Raw genomic sequence first — 17,461 nt, forward strand, 5'->3', positions numbered from 1 at the left:
CTTTTTGTTTAGCGACAATAGCGCTGTGGTCCCACCTGACTCCATTCCGAACTCAGAAGTGAAACGCAGTTGCGCCGATGGTAGTGTGGGAGTTCCCATGTGAGAGTAGGACATTGCTAAACTTCTATTTTAGTTTGGAAAATGAAACGCAATAGCGCCGATGGTAGTGTGACTTATGTCGCAGAAAAGCCCATGTGAGAGCGTAGCGGGACATTGCTAAACTTCTAATTTTAGTTTGGAAAATGAAACGCAATAGCGCCGATGGTAGTGTGACTTATGTCGCAGAAAAGCCCATGTGAGAGCGTAGCGGGACATTGCTAAACTTCTAATTTTAGTTTGGAAAATGAAATGCAATAGCGCCGATGGTAGTGTGACTTATGTCGCAGAAAAGCCCATGTGAGAGCGTAGCGGGACATAGCTAAACTTCTATTTAAAGAAGCCCGACTCATTTGAGTCGGGCTTTTTGCTATATACAAACCCGTAGTTCACGCTACGGGTTTTTTATTTGTACTGGTTTATTTTCTGGAGTTATATTCTCAAATGAGAAAGTTGTTATCTTCCCCTGTAAAAATGGCATTAAATGAAGCTGAAAGTGCTTCTTATCAAAATGCCTTAAAGCATATTACTGAAATTACTTTGAACCTAATGGCGGTTAAAGTTGAAAATAGACCAGATGATTATTATGGTTGGTGTGTTGAGTTAATTGATGTCTGTCGTAACCGCATCAATATGAACTTGTTAGAAGCTGAGCAGTTGCCTAGCTTAAAAAAATTAGAGCAAGTGCTAGTGCTTGGCGCGAGTGTCAGCCAATTTAAAATGGCGCGTATTGCACCTTGGCCTATCTTTACCACTTTTATTGAGCAGCAAGCTAGTTTGCATGCATTAGATGAGCGACTTGCGTTACTTGATTATATTCAGCTACTCAATGATAAAAGTCTTGCTGATATGACTGAGTTAGAAAGACTTGCCTACGCAGGTAAACATACTAATCAACATTGTCATACCCAATATGACTTTGATGTAGAGTGGTTTTCTTCGACAAAAGGTGCAAAAGTTTTTCATACTTTATTAGCAGAGCAACCTGAGCGATTTGATATGGCGTTAAGCCATATCCCTGTATCAGGCGATGTTACACCAAAGCAGTATCATGAGTTTGTGCGTGTTTACAAACAAATATTTACTGATCACACCGTAGATAAAGATAAGGGTGAAAAGCCGCCACTGGCTCCTGCCACACGTTTATTGGCGATGAAACGACCTGATCAATTTATAGCCTTAACTAATTTAAAAATAGATACACTATGTCAGGGCCTTTCTATCGCTAAGTTCAATGCTTTTGATTTTGAAAATTATTGGCAAGATATGATTGGAACCTTACGGACTTTTGCTTGGTGGCATCAGGCAGAGCCAGAAGATGAGAAAGAACTGCAGCTATGGAAAGCCCGGGCCATTCTTGTTGATTTATTTCTATTCGTTGATGAAGATTTTGCCTTTACCTCAAATTATTTAAGAATTCGTGATAAAAAATCAAACACCGCTGATAACAGTTACAAGCCAAACCGTCGTGGCCGTATTAAATTAACACCTGAAGAAATTGTAGACCAAGCGTTAGCTGAAGAGGGATTACCTGAATATATTCAAAACAAAAGAGATACTATTCTTAAGCAAGTTAAAGAAGGGAAGAGCGTCGAACATGTCATTGGTTTGATTAGAGCCATCTTTGGCTAGTTTACTTCCGAGTAAGGGGTAAAGCATCTTTATCCCTTATTGCTTTATTCTACCTACCACCACAACCTAGCATAGTGGCCACAGTGTGTGAGAGACTGAGATGTTGTTGGATGCGGATTTCAAATTCCATTTTTACGATGAAAGCTTTCGTAATACTCGGAGGCGATGGAATTACTAAAGTGGGCTGCCATCACAGTCCAACGTTAGATGATGTGCTCTATGAGGGAGCAGCACCACTAAACTACTTTGATTTTGTTCTGTAATCCAGATAAAAATTTGAGGACACAATGTAGTTAAAATCAGGTCACTCTCCTAATTATCTGATAACTGTCAGCTTACTTTACAGATTACCATGACAAATTTTGTGTACATTTTAGTTACATGTGTATTGACAATAGTTACATTTGTTATAAAATGACGAAACGTCAGTGACGATTCGTCACGTTTCATGCAAGTAGGTATTATGACACCACCTAAGTTACTCGATAAAGCTGCACTTAAAGAAAGAGAGTTATTGATAATCAATTCAGCAGTGCATCTTATCCAACAAAATGGTATTGAAAACCTCACCATGGATAAAGTGGTTACCCAAGTGCCTTTTTCAAAAGGGACTGTCTATAAGCACTTTATAGGTAAAGAAGATTTATTACTGGCGATCAGTAATTATTCACTGGAGCTGTTAGGTAATTTATTTTATCGCGCTTATCAATTTAAGGGCTGTGCACGTTCACGCATGCTGTTGTTAAATTTTTCTTATCTTATTTATGCAATGTTATATCCAGCTCTCTTTCAAACTGTTTTATGTGCCAAGTCGCCAAATGTGGTTGGTAAATCGAGTGAAAGGCACATTAATGAAAATGAAAGATTAGAAATTAAGTTAATGACGTCCATCCACGGCATTGTTGAGGATGGTTTAAACGATAATAATCTCTCGCTTCCTATGAATATGGACATTCAGCAATTATGCTTTAGTAATTGGTCTATGGCATATGGTGTTATCACACTTCTTTCTGGTGAAGTTGATCAGTGCAGTGGAAGAACCAGCTTAATTGTTGAGCGAGAACTTTTTAATCTGAGCAATATGTTGTATGACGGAATGGGATGGAAACCTATGACTAAAGACAAAAGTCATTGTGCAGAACTAAAAATTGCCTTGGCTGAGTTATTTCCAGAAGAATTAGCGCTAATTAGTGCAAAAGGGCGTGAGCTGAACTTTAATAGTTTTAGCTAAATAAACACCATAGATGTGCGGTTAGTAGCCGCATTTTTTTGACCTATAAGGTGACGATTCGTCATCAATGAAACACTTCTTTAATGAAGATAAATAAGGACTTAACAATGAGAGACAAACTCTACAATTTTGTCGGCAAAAATCCATTCTGGGTAATACTTGTTTGTATTACGTTTATGGTGCTGGCTGGGATGGGGGCACAAAAGTTAGAATTTAAAAATGACTATCGTGTGTTCTTTAGCGAAGAAAACCCACAATTAACGGCTTTTGAGTCCATGCAAAAGGTCTACAACAAAAGTGATAACGTTTCTTTTGTTGTTGTGCCTAAAGATGGCAATGTTTTTACAGCTAAGCACTTAGCGGCGTTAAAAGTATTAACCAAAGAAAGTTGGCAAGTCCCATACTCAACCCGTGTTGATTCGGTGACTAACTTCCAATATACCTTTGCTGAAGAAGATGACATGATCGTTGAAGATCTGGTGATGTCAACTAACAACTTAACCAGTGAAAAGCTCGAAAAAATTAAGCAAATTGCTATCAATGAACCGCTATTGGTGAATAAAATCATCTCTCAATCAGGGCATGTTTCTATTGTTAATGTTACTGTGCAATTTCCAGGTATTAACCCTATGGCCGAAACTCCAGAAGTTGCTGCCAGTGTTCGCGCTATTAAAGCACAATTCCTAACGGATCACCCTGAACTTGATGTCTACCTTTCTGGCATGGCAATGATGAACACCTCATTTGGTGAATCTTCAATTAGTGATAGCTCTACTCTTATTCCGCTAATGTTCCTTGTTGTTATCGTGACTATCGGTTTATTGCTTAGAACCATAACGGGTACTATTTCTACAGTGCTTATTATTATTATGAGTATTGTAACTACCATGGGGCTTGCTGGTTGGCTGGGGTTTTACTTAACAGGTCCTTCTTCCTCTGCACCTACCATGATTATGACACTAGCTGTGGCAGATTGTATTCACATTTTAACTTCTATGTTTTATGAGATGCGTCAAGGAGCTGATAAGCGCACGGCGATTGCACGCAGTATAAAAATAAACTTACAACCAATCTTCCTAACCAGTATTACTACGGCAATTGGTTTTTTAAGCATGAATTTTTCTGATTCACCACCGTTTAGAGACTTAGGTAACTTAGTTGCCATTGGTGTAATGTTAGCCTTTGTTTTTTCAATTACTATATTCCCTGCATTACTAACCGTATTACCGGTACGCGTTAAAGTGCAGCCAGAAAACAAAAAAGATACCATGGCTAAATTGGCTGACTTTGTGATTGCCAAGCGTAAAACTTTATTACCTTTAACCAGTGTATTTATCATTGCCTCTGTAATGTTTATTCCAAACAACCAACTCAATGATGATTTTGTAAAGTACTTTGATAAAACAGTACCGTACCGTGTGGCGACTGATTTTATGCAAGAAAACTTATCTGGCATGATGATGGTTGAGATTTCGGTGAAAACTGGCCAAGCAAGTGGAATCAATAATCCTGAATATTTGAACAGCGTGTCAGAATTTAGTGATTGGTTACGTGCACGCCCTGAAACTGATCATGTAAATACTATTACTGATACATTAAAGCGTTTGAATAAAAATATGCATGGTGATGACCCCAACTGGTATAAGTTACCGGATAGTCAGGAAATGTCAGCTCAATATCTCTTATTGTATGAAATGTCTTTACCTTATGGCTTAGATCTGAACAACCAGTTAGATGTTGATAAATCATCATCAAGAATTGTCGCTACCTTTAAGAATATGACCAGTAATGAGTTGATAAATGTTGAACAGGACATGATGCAGTGGTTCAGTGAGCATGCTCCGCAATATGAAGTTGATTTTGCTAGCCCTAGTTTAATGTTTGCTCATATTGGTCAACGCAATATTACCAGTATGTTAATTGGCACAACGTTGGCGTTAATCCTTATTTCTATCTTATTAGGTGTGGCGTTAAAAAGCTGGCGCTTTGGTCTTATCAGTTTATTGCCAAACTTGGCACCAGCAGCTATTGGTTTTGGTATTTGGGGATTATACAGTGGGCAAGTGGGGTTAGGTTTATCAGTTGTCATTGGCATGACGCTTGGGATTGTTGTTGATGATACCGTACACTTTTTAAGTAAGTACCTTCATGCAAGACGTGATAAAAATGCAAATACCAAAGAAGCGGTGCACTATGCTTTTGATAATGTAGGTAGAGCGCTTTGGGTAACTACTTTTGTACTTGTTGCAGGTTTTACCGTACTTGCACAGTCGTCATTTAAAATGAATGCCGATATGGGCTTCTTAACTGCATTGACTATCTTTGTCGCGCTGTTGGTTGACTTTTTATTCCTGCCACCACTATTAATGTTGATAGATAAGAATAAAAATAAAGCAACCGAGAGAGCAGCAGTTGCTGCTACTGAAAAAACAATAAAAGCGGTTTAAGTAAATCGCTATTTACCCAATATGATAATAAATTTTTAAGGATTCTTACATGTTAACTAAAAAAATACTGATCAGTGCCTTATCTGCACTCAGTTTACTGGTTGTTTCGAATGTTTCTTTTGCGTTGAGCGCAGAAGAGCAAAAAGGTTTAGATATTTCTTTAGAAGCTAAAAAGCGCGATTTAGGCTGGCAAGACAGTACCGCAGATATGTTGATGTTATTGCGTAATAAGCAAGGACAAGAAAGCATACGTGAGATTAAGATGAAATCATTAGAAGTGAACAATGATGGTGATAAAAGCTTAACAATATTTAATAAACCGCGTGATGTAAAAGGCACTGCTTTTTTAAGTTTTTCACACCCCGTTGAAGCCGATGAGCAGTGGTTGTTTTTACCGGCTTTAAAGCGCGTTAAACGTATATCTTCACGAAATAAATCGGGACCTTTTATGGGCTCTGAGTTTGCTTTTGAAGACTTAAGTTCGTTTGAAGTTGAGAAATATACTTACAAATTTTTAGCTGAAGAAGAGTTGAATGGTTTAAAGACTTTTAAAGTTGAGCAATATCCAGCCGATGAAAATTCAGGTTATACCCGCCGTATTGTTTGGATAGATACCCAAGAATACCTTGTTCATAAAATTGACTTTTATGACCGTAAAGATTCATTACTAAAAACCTTATCCTTTAAAGGTTATAAACAATATCTAGCTAAGCATTGGCGTGCTGATACCCAAGAAATGATTAATCACCAAAATGGTAAAAGTACAGAGCTTAAATGGTCTAATTATGCGTTTAAAACTGGTTTGTCTGATGGTGACTTTAATCGAAATTCATTAAAACGAGCGCGTTAAGCTGATGCCCTTATCTTTAAGTAAACCTTTGAATAAATCGTTTGTTAAATTGTTGTCTAACAGCGTGAAATTGTCGGTAATAATTATTGCAGTGTGTGTAAGTTTAACGCTAAGTAAGCCAGTATTAGCCAATGAAACTGCAAGCGATATCGAGTTTGAGGTGTCAGGTAATGTCGCTATTGAGCAGCGTTATTTTTTTAAAGACGCACTTTACTCTGAGCAATTGAGCCACAGTCAAACTTCTTTCTCGGTAGAGCCTGAGTTTTATTGGCAATGGAATGATGGTAGTGACAGTATAATCTTTACGCCGTTTTATCGAGTTGATAGTCATGATGACCAGCGAACTCATGGTGACATTCGTGAACTCGCTTACGTTCATGCTAGTGATGATTGGGAATTGCGGGTTGGTATTCGTAAAGAGTTTTGGGGCGTTACCGAATTTCAACATTTGGTTGATGTAATTAACCAAACGGATGGCGTAGAAGATTTTGATGGCGAAGACAAACTCGGTCAGCAAATGATTAACTTATCTTTAGTGAATGATTGGGGGATTGTTGATGTATTTTTACTGCCAGGTTTTCGAGAAAGAACCTATGCTGGCGAAGAAGGACGTTTACGTGGACCTCTAGTGGTTGATGAAAATAATGTGAGTTATGAATCATCTGCGGGCCAACAACATTTGGATTTTGCGCTTCGTTGGGCGCATAGTGTTGGGGATTTTGATCTAGGTGCTTACTGGTTTCATGGAACTAACAGAGAGGCCTACTTAAGCCCATCACCCCAAGAGCCACAGTCGAATATAGTGTCGTCTTCGCTGCAACAATACTACGCTCAAATGGATCAGTTAGGTGTTGATGTTCAAGCTACGCTAGGTGAGTGGTTATGGAAGTTCGAGAGTATTTATCGTAGCACTAGCCTCGAAGACTTTTGGGCTACACAAGGGGGATTTGAATACAGCTTTATTGGAGTGTTTGATTCGACTCTTGACTTAGGGTTGTTAATGGAACATAGCTGGGATTCTCGTGGTGAAGTTGCTCTAGGTGCTCAAGGCTCATTATTGCAAAATGATTTGTTCATAGGGGCAAGGTTAGCCTTTAACGACATGCAAAGTAGCGAGATTTTAATGGGGTTAGGCAGTGACTTGGATCACAATGCCTTTAGTTTCCTTATTGAAGCCAGCCGTCGCTTTGGTGATAATTTTATTGCGAGTTTTGATGTACGATTATTACAAAGTAATGAACCTAATGATTTACTGTATACCTTAAGTAATGATGATCATGCGCAGTTATCCTTAGCTTGGTATTTTTAGTATTTACTTTAGTCAGTTTATTTTGTGATTTAACTTTATTAAAAACCAATACGTTTTATCGCGTATTGGCTTTTTTTGGGTATCAAAACTAAGTATACAAATTAGGAAACGTTAATTAATTACCAATCAATCCATTAACATGAGCAACGACACTTCTTCCCAATGCACTGGGTGCATAACCGCCTTCAAGTAAGGAAACTATTCTGCCTTCACCATATTCGTCAGCGATGATTTTAAGCTCATCAGTGATCCAACGATAATCAGCTTCCGTTAAACTGACGTGTGACATCTCATCTTCAATATGCGCATCAAAACCAGCCGAAATAAGAATCAACTCAGGTTTGAATTTATGCAGTGCTGGTAACCAGTGTGCGGTTAACTTTTCTCTGAATTGTTCACCTTTAGTCGTAGCTGCTAACGGGGTATTAATGATGGGGGGAATATCACTTTCTTGAATTTCAAACGGGTAAAGTGGATATTGGTAACTTGAGCAGAAAAGGTAACCTTTGTCATCTTCAGGCGTCGCATTAAAGTGATTCGTTATAATATCTTCAGTGCCGTTGCCGTGATGAACATCAAAATCGACAATCGCAACACGCTTTAAACCATATTTTTGTTTGGCATACGCGGCCGCTACGGCGACGTTATTGAAAAAACAGAAACCCATGCCTTTATCATGCTCTGCATGATGACCTGGTGGCCTTGTGGTACAAAATGCAGCACTTAAAGTACCATCCATTACTAAATCTACCGCATCAACAGCAGCGCCTGCTGAATACATAATAGAAGTGAGGGTTTTATCATTCATCACAGAGTCTTCGCCTACGATAAAGTTTTCTTCACCCTCACTTGGCGCATTATCAAAAACAAAATCGATATGTTCTTGCGTATGCGCTAAGGCTAGCAAGCTTTTATCGATGGGTTTTGAATCGAATTGTCGTACGACATAATCTAAACCGCTGCGAATTAATTGGTCTGAAATAGCCGTTAAGCGCTTACCATTTTCCGGGTGATGTTCACCCATATTATGTTCGCCACATCGATAGTGGCCTATTATTCCTACTGGCATAATTATCCCTTATTATTTTAGTGTGTTTCAGTATCAACCGTTTCGGGTTCTGTTAACGCTAGCTTTAAGCTAACTTCATCAAAATCTTCACTAGGCTGGCGTACAAAACCAGCACGTTCGAAGACTTTTAACATAGAGCCATTATCTCGTCGTACGCAGGCGACTAAACTCTCAAGTTTACGAATTTTAGCGATGGCGATCATTTCACCCAATAAGGTACTTGCCATGCCACGGCCACGTAAACTTTCTTTAATGACAAAGGCCACTTCACCGCTATTAATACTCTCAATGTAATAATATCGAGCAACCGCTTGTATTGATTCACCTAATGAATTCTTCTTGGTAAAGCACAAAGCAAGATCTGTGTGTTGATTTACACTGACCAAGTTACAAGATTTTTCACGTGTCATCTGCGTAATATGGTGGTTGTAACGCATGATTAAGGTTTCTTTATTATGAGAATAGAAAAACTCTTGTAATTTACGTTCATCAGCCGGCGACAATGCTCTTAAGGTGTAATTAATATCGGCAAAATTAAAACGCTTCATTTCGATTGTGCCTAATTCAGGCACCGAACTTGGCGAGCTTTCTTGATATTCTGGTACCCAATAATGTTTACGAACATCGCTGAGCAACTGGTCTCTAAATTTAGGGTGTGCAATACGAATTAACTCAAGTGCACGTTCACGAATACTTTTCCCTTGTAATGAAGCGATACCAAACTCAGTAACAACAAAGGCAACATGACCCCGGGAGGTAACTACACCACCACCTTCTGTTATATGGGCAACTATGCGAGATGTTTTACCATCTTTAGTGGTAGAAGGTAGCGCGATAATTGCCTTACCGCCTTTACTTAAAGAAGCACCACGAACGAAATCTACTTGTCCGCCAATACCACTATAAAATTGGTAGCCAATAGAGTCTGAAACCACTTGTCCGGTTAAGTCGACTTCGATAGCGCTGTTGATCGATACCATATTGTCATTTTTAGCAATTTTAACGGGGGAGTTAACATGCTCGGAGGGGTAGAATTCAATATGCGGGTTACCATCAACAAAGTCATAGAGTTTTTGACTGCCAATACAGAAGGTTACAACGGCTTTACCCTTGTGGTATGTTTTTCTACGGTTATTAATAACCCCTTTTAACATAAGATCAATCACGCCATCTGAGATCATCTCACTGTGAATCCCCAAATCTTTATGATTACCTAAATAAGTTAATACTGCTTCAGGGATCTTACCGATACCAATCTGTAGAGTTGCACCATTGTCAATCAACATGGAGACGTATTGACCAATTTGTTCCGTACGACGATCCATAACAGGAGCAATAATTTGTGGTAAATCCTGTTCGGCATTTATCCAGCTATGTATTTGATTTACATGGACAAAGCTATGTCCATTAGTGCGTGGCATTTTAGGGTTTATTTGGGCTATTACATATTTGGCTGCTTTTACGGCTGCAGAAACGATGTCAACACTCACCCCTAATGAACAATAACCGTATTCATCAGGAGGGCTGACCATAATCAGTGCCACATCAAGCGGTAAGCTGTTTTCGTTAAATAAGCGGGGTACATCAGAAATAAAGCAAGGGGTGTAATCGCCTCTACCTTCGGCGATAGCCTCTCGAATGTTTTTACCGCCAATGAACAAGCTGTTTACTTTAAATAAGTCTTTATGCTCAGCTTTAGCCCAAACATTCTCAGATAAAGTTAAAATATGAACGGTTTCGATATCATGTAGCCCATGGCTATTGGCTATCAAATCATCAATTAGGGCGTTAGGTACTGCGGCATTTGAACCGATAAAAATGCGATTACCTGATTGTAAGTAATCACCCCATGTGACACTATCACGTTGCTCGTCTTGTGCTGTCATGAAATTTCCTTGACTAATAATGATACCAATACCCTTAAATTGTTGCCCATTTGTGCTGGTTAAAATATGCCATGGCGGCGTTACTCTCAATCTCAATAGCCGGCTATTGGTCAATCAAGCGCCAACCCTTGAATTATTTTTCCTGCGCACAACAAGATCAAAAAACTAATGGCATTGGTATTACTTGTTATGTACTAGATATGTACTAGGTATATATTCAGTATGCTCTCATAAATAAGCCATTTATTGATCACTGTCAATTGGACGTTTGTTATATAGATATTTATCGAAATTTATGCAGCTATTGAGCTATTTCATCTGCATGATGGGGTTGATATTTTTTGCGGTTCGCTCTAGCGGCTTTTCAATTGAAAGTTTTTACTAATCAACATTCAACACTGGGAAATAAATACGTTATAATTGTGCGTTTAACGTGGGTTTAGATTGTCTTACTGTAATCTACTGATATTTTATAAAGGGTTTAGCTTAAGTGTCGACAGAGAAGATTTTTATTATTGGTTTACCGAGAACGGCAACCACCAGTGTGTGTTTAGCAATGTTAGAGCAAGGTTTTAAAACAGCTCATAATGCTTATACTCAAGATTCATTTTCTCAAGCACAAGTGTTAGCAGATACGCCCATATTTTGTGATTACCAAACACTTGATAAAGACTTCCCCAATAGTCAGTTTATCCATTTAACGCGTGCCCCAGAACTTTGGCTTCCTTCAATTAAGCAGCTACTACAACGCATGATAGTCAACTTAAAGCGTACTGACGGAGGTTTTAACCCTCATATAAAACGTTGTTATAGTGAAACTTTCTCTCCATTAACGGAAGATAATATCAACAGTGATGAATTTTTATTGGATTGTTACACTCGTCATCAACAAGGGATTGCAGAACATTTTAAAAACAGACCTCAAGACCTGCTTACCATTGATGTAAGTGACGAAGAGAGTTACTTCGCTATGTTATCTTTTCTTAATATTGATAAAGAAAAAGCACGGGATGGTGGATTTAAACAAATAAATATTGGCGGTAAGGTGAGAGCCTGGCAGCACCTTAATAACCCGCTAAAAGTCGAATCTACCAATAAAGGCCGCATTGATAAGGTGCTTTATTAATATCAATAAGTAGATACGAGAAAGTATTCATCAATCGGGGTATGGCTTAACTATTGTAGAGTGAAAAGTTCACAGGTAAAATCATGCCAATTTCGTCAATAAATTTCATTAAATAAATATATATCCGTTCCACTTGAAGATGCATCTTCAAGTGGAACGGATATAGCCTTAGAGAGTAGTAATTATGTTTGAATTGAAACACCACACAGGTCAAGACTGGGTTGATGCCGTTATGGCTGATTTTAACCGTTTTTTACAAGACCATGCGGCAGCGGAAAAAAAAGCCTCTGGTATGGCAATGGCAATGTTATCTCATTATCCCGATAAAGCTAAACTTGTTCGTGCTATGACTGACTTGGCTATTGAGGAACTCATTCATTTCAAGCAAGTTTTAAAATTACTTATCGCTCGTGATGTTACCTTAGGCCAAGATAAAAAAGACCCTTATATAACTCAAATTCGTGCTTTATTTCGTAATGGCACGAGCTTTTTTTTAATGGATAGATTGCTAGTTGCAGCTGTTATCGAAGCTCGCGGTTATGAAAAGTTCTGGTTGGTTTCACAAGCATTGCCGGAAGGGAAAGACAAAGATCTTTATGTTGCGATCGCTAAATCAGAAGAAAAACATAAAAACTTATTTGTTGAGCTTGCTTACGAGTATTTTGACAAAACGGAAGTTGACCAACGCTTAGAAGAGATATTAATTGCAGAGGCAGAAATATGTGCAGGTCTTCCTATTCGTGCGGTACTTCACTAGCAACTATTTCCTTTAGTCGTTAATTAGATTATTAATCTATCGAAAGCGCTCATTGACTCAAATCGAACATGTGAACAATGAGTGCTTTATTCTTCTATTTTTGACCTATGGCTATTAAGCTAGGTTATTTTATTTACTTCTTGAGTTACTTTTTAAGTAATTTAACTAATAGACCTCTGTATTCCCGTTATTTTGGTCAATATAACCAGATAATTGTATTTCTACCAGGTACACTCTGCTTAGCTTTTTCAACCTATTGTTTTTTATGGCTAATATATTTGGCATTGTCATTGCTTATTTACTTGCTACAGTGTTACTCACGTGTAAATAAGTAATCGAATATTTATTAAAGCAAGGAAAGTAAAATGACAGTTACTTTAAAAGACAGACCGATTGAAACAGTTCGCAGTGAAGTGATTGACCAATTGATCATGAACTATAGTCACGGTGAATTATCTTATGAGGCTTTTGAGCGTCGTTTAGACCAAGCCATGGAGTTGGCTAACCATCAAGGTTTAGTCGATTTAACCACTGATTTGCCTTTAGTTGTCGATAAAGCTTTTGTTGAAAATAAAAAGCAAGATTTAGCGCCAAACTATGTGGCAGGTGACACAGAAGAGCTAGACTATATGGTTAATATTTTTAGTGGCAGTACTCGTGGAGGTGTTTGGAAAGTTGCTAAAGAAACCCGCTATTTAAGTATTTTCAGTGGCACCGATATTGATTTTACTGACGCTCAATTTAGCCAAGAGGTAGTACGCATAAAAATGTTCAGCTTGTTTAGTGGCGACACTATTTATGTGCCTGAAAATGTCAATGTAGTGTCAAAAGCGTTCTGCATATTTGGTGGTATTGATAATATAGCGCCGAGTCAATCAAGGTCTTCAGGCGCTAATCAAAGTAGTTTCAATAAGCCTACGATTATAATTGAAGGGCTCTGTATTTTCAGTGGCCTTAGTATTAAAGTGAAACGAAGTATGAAAGAGCGCTTTGTTGAACTAGCGGACAGCTTGAAAAATATCTTCTCTTAATTAATGTATCGCCTATCTCGTGTTCAAACATAAGACAGACCTGTATTGAATAGGCGCTACTTCTGGTAGGGCCTTTTACATTTTTGCTAACATAGTGCTGACTTTAATGGCGGTATTTAAATTTCTACCTGAAGCGGGTTGTTCTAGACAAGCTTCTATATTAGCGACAAGTTTAGAGCGGCCAATACCATTAGGGGCATGTAAATAAAGCACCTTGTCTTTCACAAAGTAGACTTCTGTTTCATCGAGATATTTAGTCATTTTTTCTTGGTTTAACTCAATGTTATTGTGACAAAAATAAAAGTGTACAAACTTACCCTCGAACGTTTTATAGGGGTTATTTGCCATAACCGTACAAAAGTCAGCTGCAGTCAAAATGAAAAGTTCAGGCGAAAAGCCAAAATTGTCTAATACTATTTTATCAATAATATTTGCTGGATGAGTTGAGCTTTTTAAAACGACATTACCACTTTGAATATAAAAAGATACCTCCTTTAATGCCGCTTCTTCTAACAGGGGAACAAGTGCTTTCATCGGTAATAAGTTGTTACCCCCGACATTTATACCTCTAAAAAATATTATATATTTTTCCATAATTGAACCTTTAGCGTATATGAATGCTTTTTAGTATGAGCAATCTTAGATGTGAATGTAACCTACAGTATTTGCGCTTTTAATTTATCTTAAAGTAATTAACATTCAAATCGTTAAATGAAGTTTATGTTTTATCTTATAAATAGTGTTAATGAGTATTCATTTTTATCGGGTAAGCTCAGCCAACTTTGAAGCTGAGTTTGGTCACTTAAAACAGATCGAAGTGTCGTTACAATGACAGTGTAAATCAAGGGGCTTAAATTGATATGTTTGATTATTTAGAATGCTTCTATAATAAAGGGAGGCTCTATAGTTACCAAAGGTATAAAAGCCCGTCAGGCTTTGATGCTGAAAGTTACATTCTAATCACGTCATCTCAAGTATTGAAGGTATGTAGTTTTGTTGCTGTTTAATCAAATATTTATTATAGGGGATTTTCTTTACCGTTAATTATTGGATGTCCATGGGGGGATTATGTTAAAAGGCATGACATCACAACGCCTGATTGCTCTATCGATGACAGGCATAGTTTTTCTGAATTTCCCACTACTTTCGTTATGGGATAAGGCTATATATGTTCTTGGATGGCCAATTTTGCCATTTGGATTATTTCTGCTCTGGGGAATCTTAATTGCAGCTCTTGCCTGGGTAATGGAAAAGCGGAATACAAACTAATGCTTTCTCCATCTCTGGTCATAACTGTATCCTTTACCTATCTATTTATGCTGTTTGCTGTTGCCTATTTGGGTGATAAACGTGCAGAAACTGGGCAATCTATCATTGCCAGCCCGTGGGTATATGCCCTGTCCATGGCCGTATACTGCACCGCATGGACTTACTTCGGTAGTGTGGGGCGTGCCGCCAGCGCCGGCGTATGGTTTCTGCCCATTTACCTCGGGCCTATGTTATCGATGATTCTAGCTTGGCTTGTGGTGCGAAAGATGATCCGTATTGCGAAAACCTACCGCATTACCTCCATCGCCGATTTCATTGCTAGTCGCTATGGCAAGAGCCCCTCTCTGGCTGGATTGGTAACAATAATTACAGTGGTTGGTATCGTTCCTTATATTGCCTTGCAGCTGAAAGCCATTTCCAGCGGTTATGAAGTGATGACCACTCCTGTGGGGGGCATTGCCACACCACCGTCAGCCTGGTGGTCTGATGGAACTTTATATATGGCACTGATACTTGCGGGGTTCACTATCATATTCGGTACCAGGCATCTGGATAGTAGTGAGCGACATGAAGGTATGGTGGCAGCCATTGCTTTTGAATCAGTTGTCAAGCTGGTGGCTTTTCTCGCGGTAGGTATCTATGTGACTTATGGTATTTTTGACGGCATGTCAGACATATTTTCCCAGGCATCAGCAATAGCAGAAATCAAGGCGCTACTGACATTTGACCAGGGGCACTCTTATGGCTACACCCAATGGTTTGCTCTGACACTACTGGCCATGCTGTCGGTTATCTTTCTACCCCGTCAATTCCAAATTATGGTGGTGGAAAATGTTGACGAGCAGCACTTAAAGCGAGCTGTCTGGGTGTTCCCACTATATTTATTACTGATCAATATTTTTGTCTTACCTATTGCGTTAGGGGGACTGCTTTATTTTGGCAATGCCCCCGTTAATGCTGAGACCTTTGTACTTTCTCTGCCTCTAGCACAGGGCCAGAACTTGTTGGCTTTATTTGTTTTCGTTGGCGGGCTATCGGCTGTGACCGGTATGGTGATTGTCGAAGTCATAGCGATATCAACCATGGTGTGCAATGACCTAGTCATGCCGGTGTTATTGCGCACCACACGATTTGGTGAACGCTCCGGCGGCGACTTGACCAGGTTACTACTTCTTATTCGCCGTATTGCCATTATCGGCATCTTGCTTTTGGGCTACCTATATTTTCATTTAGCCGGCGAAGCCTATGCTCTTGTTAGTATCGGCCTGATCAGTTTTGCTGCGGTCGCACAATTCTCTCCCGCTATATTGGGCGGCATGTACTGGAAAGGCGGAACTCGTGACGGTGCACTCACGGGGCTTTTACTGGGTTTTTTGATGTGGACTTATACGTTAATGTTACCTTCACTCGCTAAATCAGGTTGGATATCGGCAGATTTTCTTAATCAGGGGCTATTTGGCATTGAATGGCTTAAGCCAGAACAATTTCTGGGGCTGGCAGGTCTTGATAATCTAACCCACTCACTGTTTTGGAGTCTTTTTGTTAATATTGCCGCATACGTAGTGGTATCACTATGGAAACGGCCTACAGCTCATGAAACCAGCCAGGCTTTGTTGTTTGTAGATGTTTTCCAGCGTACCCAATTATCCAATCCTGTCTTTTGGCAAGGCCAAGCAAAAGTAACTGACTTGTTACACCTAACTGGACGTTTTATGGGGGAAACAAAGGCACAGCGGCTGTTCACCGACTATGCTCAGAAAGTAGGTGCTTATGATATAGGAAAAATCCCCGAAGACGCAGCACTAGTGCAGTTTGTTGAAACCCATCTGACCGGCGCCATTGGTAGTGTCTCTGCACGCATTATGGTGGCTTCAGTGGTGGAAGAAGAAGCCCTAGAACTGGATGACGTTATGCGCATCCTAGAGGAAGCCTCACAGTTACGAGCCTACTCTGAAGCACTGGAAGAAAAGTCGCGCTCGTTGGAGCAGGCCACCAAGGAACTGCAAGCAGCTAATGAACAGCTTAAAAGTTTAGATAGATTGAAGGACAACTTTATGTCATCTGTGACCCACGAATTACGTACTCCGCTGACTTCCATTCGCGCAATGACAGAGTTAATGCTGGATGACCCCAGCATGGAGGAACAACAGCGCTTGGCGTTTCTCAGCATTGTGGTGTCAGAATCGGAACGACTTAGCAGACTGGTAAACCAGGTATTGGATATGGCAAAGATAGAAGCAGGACATGCCGAATGGCACAATAGTGATGTAGATATATTGGAACTAGTAACACAGTCAGTCCACTCTATCTCAGGTATCTATAAGGAACATGGTGCCATATTGGAAGTCCATGCTCAAAAGGGTGTGCCATTGATCCGCGCCGATGCTGATCGCTTGACCCAGGTGCTATTAAATCTGCTATCAAACGCTGTCAAATTTGTGCCCGAAGAAAATGGCAGGGTTGAAGTTTATATACGAGATGCAACCGAAGGCATCACAGTTGAAGTGATTGACAACGGGGTAGGGATCGCAGCGGAAAAACAGGCGTTGGTATTTGAAAAATTTCGGCAGATAGAAGGTGAAACAGATCGCCAGCCAGGTACTGGTCTTGGCTTGCCGATTAGTCGTCAAATTGTGGAACATTTTGGCGGGCGCATGTGGTTACAGTCAAAAATAGGCGAAGGCGCCTGCTTTGGCTTTTTCTTACCTAGGTAAAGGACAGTTTGGGCAATATATACCCAAGCTACTTGAAGATGCGT

General features: G+C 39.4%; 13 protein-coding genes and 1 rRNA gene. 11 read left to right on the forward strand and 3 right to left on the reverse strand.

Translation table 11 applies throughout. The features are described from left to right. The first annotated feature begins 7 nt into the window (after window positions 1–7). The 6 genes from rrf (at window position 8) to ND2E_RS16445 (ending at window position 7,565) form a co-directional block, all read left to right on the forward strand. Window positions 8–122: ribosomal RNA gene (gene rrf, locus ND2E_RS16470) — 5S ribosomal RNA — on the forward strand. Between the two features lie 418 nt (window positions 123–540). Further along, window positions 541–1,728 carry a hypothetical protein gene (locus ND2E_RS16465; RefSeq protein ID WP_033092766.1) on the forward strand — a complete coding sequence of 396 codons (1,188 nt, stop codon included), beginning with the start codon at window positions 541–543 and terminating at the stop codon, window positions 1,726–1,728. Window positions 1,729–2,191: 463 nt separating this feature from the next. Then, on the forward strand, window positions 2,192–2,959 hold the full coding sequence (locus ND2E_RS16460; protein WP_033092767.1) for a TetR/AcrR family transcriptional regulator: 768 nt from the start codon (window positions 2,192–2,194) through the stop codon (window positions 2,957–2,959). A 107-nt stretch (window positions 2,960–3,066) separates the two neighbouring features. Next, a complete protein-coding gene (locus ND2E_RS16455) occupies window positions 3,067–5,406 on the forward strand; it encodes an efflux RND transporter permease subunit (protein ID WP_033092768.1) in 2,340 nt (779 codons plus the stop codon). Window positions 5,407–5,455: 49 nt separating this feature from the next. Then, on the forward strand, window positions 5,456–6,256 hold the full coding sequence (locus tag ND2E_RS16450) for an outer membrane lipoprotein-sorting protein (RefSeq protein WP_033092769.1): 801 nt from the start codon (window positions 5,456–5,458) through the stop codon (window positions 6,254–6,256). Window positions 6,257–6,284: 28 nt separating this feature from the next. Beyond that, window positions 6,285–7,565 (forward strand): hypothetical protein, encoded by a 1,281-nt coding sequence (locus ND2E_RS16445; protein ID WP_223303543.1) that lies wholly within the window; start codon window positions 6,285–6,287, stop codon window positions 7,563–7,565. A gap of 115 nt (window positions 7,566–7,680) precedes the next feature. Here ND2E_RS16445 and ND2E_RS16440 read toward each other — a convergent pair whose 3' ends face one another. Further along, window positions 7,681–8,634, reverse strand: a complete 954-nt coding sequence (locus tag ND2E_RS16440; protein WP_033092771.1) for a histone deacetylase family protein — start codon at window positions 8,632–8,634, stop codon at window positions 7,681–7,683. A gap of 17 nt (window positions 8,635–8,651) precedes the next feature. After that, window positions 8,652–10,520: a bifunctional acetyl-CoA hydrolase/transferase family protein/GNAT family N-acetyltransferase gene (locus tag ND2E_RS16435; RefSeq protein WP_033092772.1), complete on the reverse strand. Its 1,869-nt coding sequence runs from the start codon at window positions 10,518–10,520 to the stop codon at window positions 8,652–8,654. Between the two features lie 490 nt (window positions 10,521–11,010). Between ND2E_RS16435 and ND2E_RS16430 the strand changes: the two genes are divergently transcribed. The 3 genes from ND2E_RS16430 (at window position 11,011) to ND2E_RS16420 (ending at window position 13,434) form a co-directional block, all read left to right on the forward strand. After that, the gene (locus tag ND2E_RS16430) at window positions 11,011–11,646 is read left to right on the forward strand and encodes a sulfotransferase (RefSeq protein ID WP_033092773.1); all 636 of its coding nucleotides are present in this window, start codon (window positions 11,011–11,013) and stop codon (window positions 11,644–11,646) included. Window positions 11,647–11,830: 184 nt separating this feature from the next. Then, complete coding sequence (locus tag ND2E_RS16425) at window positions 11,831–12,403, forward strand: tRNA-(ms[2]io[6]A)-hydroxylase (RefSeq protein WP_033092774.1); 573 nt, start codon at window positions 11,831–11,833, stop codon at window positions 12,401–12,403. Between the two features lie 365 nt (window positions 12,404–12,768). Next, the gene (locus ND2E_RS16420) at window positions 12,769–13,434 is read left to right on the forward strand and encodes a LiaF domain-containing protein (protein WP_033092775.1); all 666 of its coding nucleotides are present in this window, start codon (window positions 12,769–12,771) and stop codon (window positions 13,432–13,434) included. A gap of 75 nt (window positions 13,435–13,509) precedes the next feature. On the opposite strand, the gene ND2E_RS16415 is transcribed toward ND2E_RS16420, so the two are convergent. Then, on the reverse strand, window positions 13,510–14,028 hold the full coding sequence (locus ND2E_RS16415) for a DUF1697 domain-containing protein (RefSeq protein WP_033092776.1): 519 nt from the start codon (window positions 14,026–14,028) through the stop codon (window positions 13,510–13,512). A gap of 474 nt (window positions 14,029–14,502) precedes the next feature. Between ND2E_RS16415 and ND2E_RS0121270 the strand changes: the two genes are divergently transcribed. Together ND2E_RS0121270 and ND2E_RS16410 are read left to right on the forward strand one after the other, a co-directional pair. Beyond that, window positions 14,503–14,703: a hypothetical protein gene (locus ND2E_RS0121270; protein ID WP_052056265.1), complete on the forward strand. Its 201-nt coding sequence runs from the start codon at window positions 14,503–14,505 to the stop codon at window positions 14,701–14,703. Next, window positions 14,703–17,417: a sensor histidine kinase gene (locus tag ND2E_RS16410; RefSeq protein WP_033092777.1), complete on the forward strand. Its 2,715-nt coding sequence runs from the start codon at window positions 14,703–14,705 to the stop codon at window positions 17,415–17,417. The genes ND2E_RS0121270 and ND2E_RS16410 overlap by 1 nt, the downstream gene beginning before the upstream one ends. Window positions 17,418–17,461: the final 44 nt, after the last annotated feature.

It is taken from the genome of Colwellia psychrerythraea, from assembly GCF_000764225.1.
Taxonomy (GTDB): domain Bacteria; phylum Pseudomonadota; class Gammaproteobacteria; order Enterobacterales; family Alteromonadaceae; genus Colwellia; species Colwellia psychrerythraea_D.

Excerpts from the sequence above, each read along its gene's own strand:
- ND2E_RS16425 (WP_033092774.1), top strand. The coding sequence starts at position 11,831 with ATGTTTGAATTGAAACACCACACAGGTCAAGACTGGGTTGATGCCGTT.
- ND2E_RS0121270 (WP_052056265.1), top strand. The coding sequence starts at position 14,503 with ATGTTAAAAGGCATGACATCACAACGCCTGATTGCTCTATCGATGACA.
- ND2E_RS16410 (WP_033092777.1), top strand. The coding sequence starts at position 14,703 with ATGCTTTCTCCATCTCTGGTCATAACTGTATCCTTTACCTATCTATTT.
- ND2E_RS16460 (WP_033092767.1), top strand. The coding sequence starts at position 2,192 with ATGACACCACCTAAGTTACTCGATAAAGCTGCACTTAAAGAAAGAGAG.
- ND2E_RS16440 (WP_033092771.1), bottom strand. The coding sequence starts at position 8,634 with ATGCCAGTAGGAATAATAGGCCACTATCGATGTGGCGAACATAATATG.
- ND2E_RS16465 (WP_033092766.1), top strand. The coding sequence starts at position 541 with ATGAGAAAGTTGTTATCTTCCCCTGTAAAAATGGCATTAAATGAAGCT.
- ND2E_RS16450 (WP_033092769.1), top strand. The coding sequence starts at position 5,456 with ATGTTAACTAAAAAAATACTGATCAGTGCCTTATCTGCACTCAGTTTA.
- ND2E_RS16455 (WP_033092768.1), top strand. The coding sequence starts at position 3,067 with ATGAGAGACAAACTCTACAATTTTGTCGGCAAAAATCCATTCTGGGTA.
- ND2E_RS16420 (WP_033092775.1), top strand. The coding sequence starts at position 12,769 with ATGACAGTTACTTTAAAAGACAGACCGATTGAAACAGTTCGCAGTGAA.
- ND2E_RS16435 (WP_033092772.1), bottom strand. The coding sequence starts at position 10,520 with ATGACAGCACAAGACGAGCAACGTGATAGTGTCACATGGGGTGATTAC.
- ND2E_RS16415 (WP_033092776.1), bottom strand. The coding sequence starts at position 14,028 with ATGGAAAAATATATAATATTTTTTAGAGGTATAAATGTCGGGGGTAAC.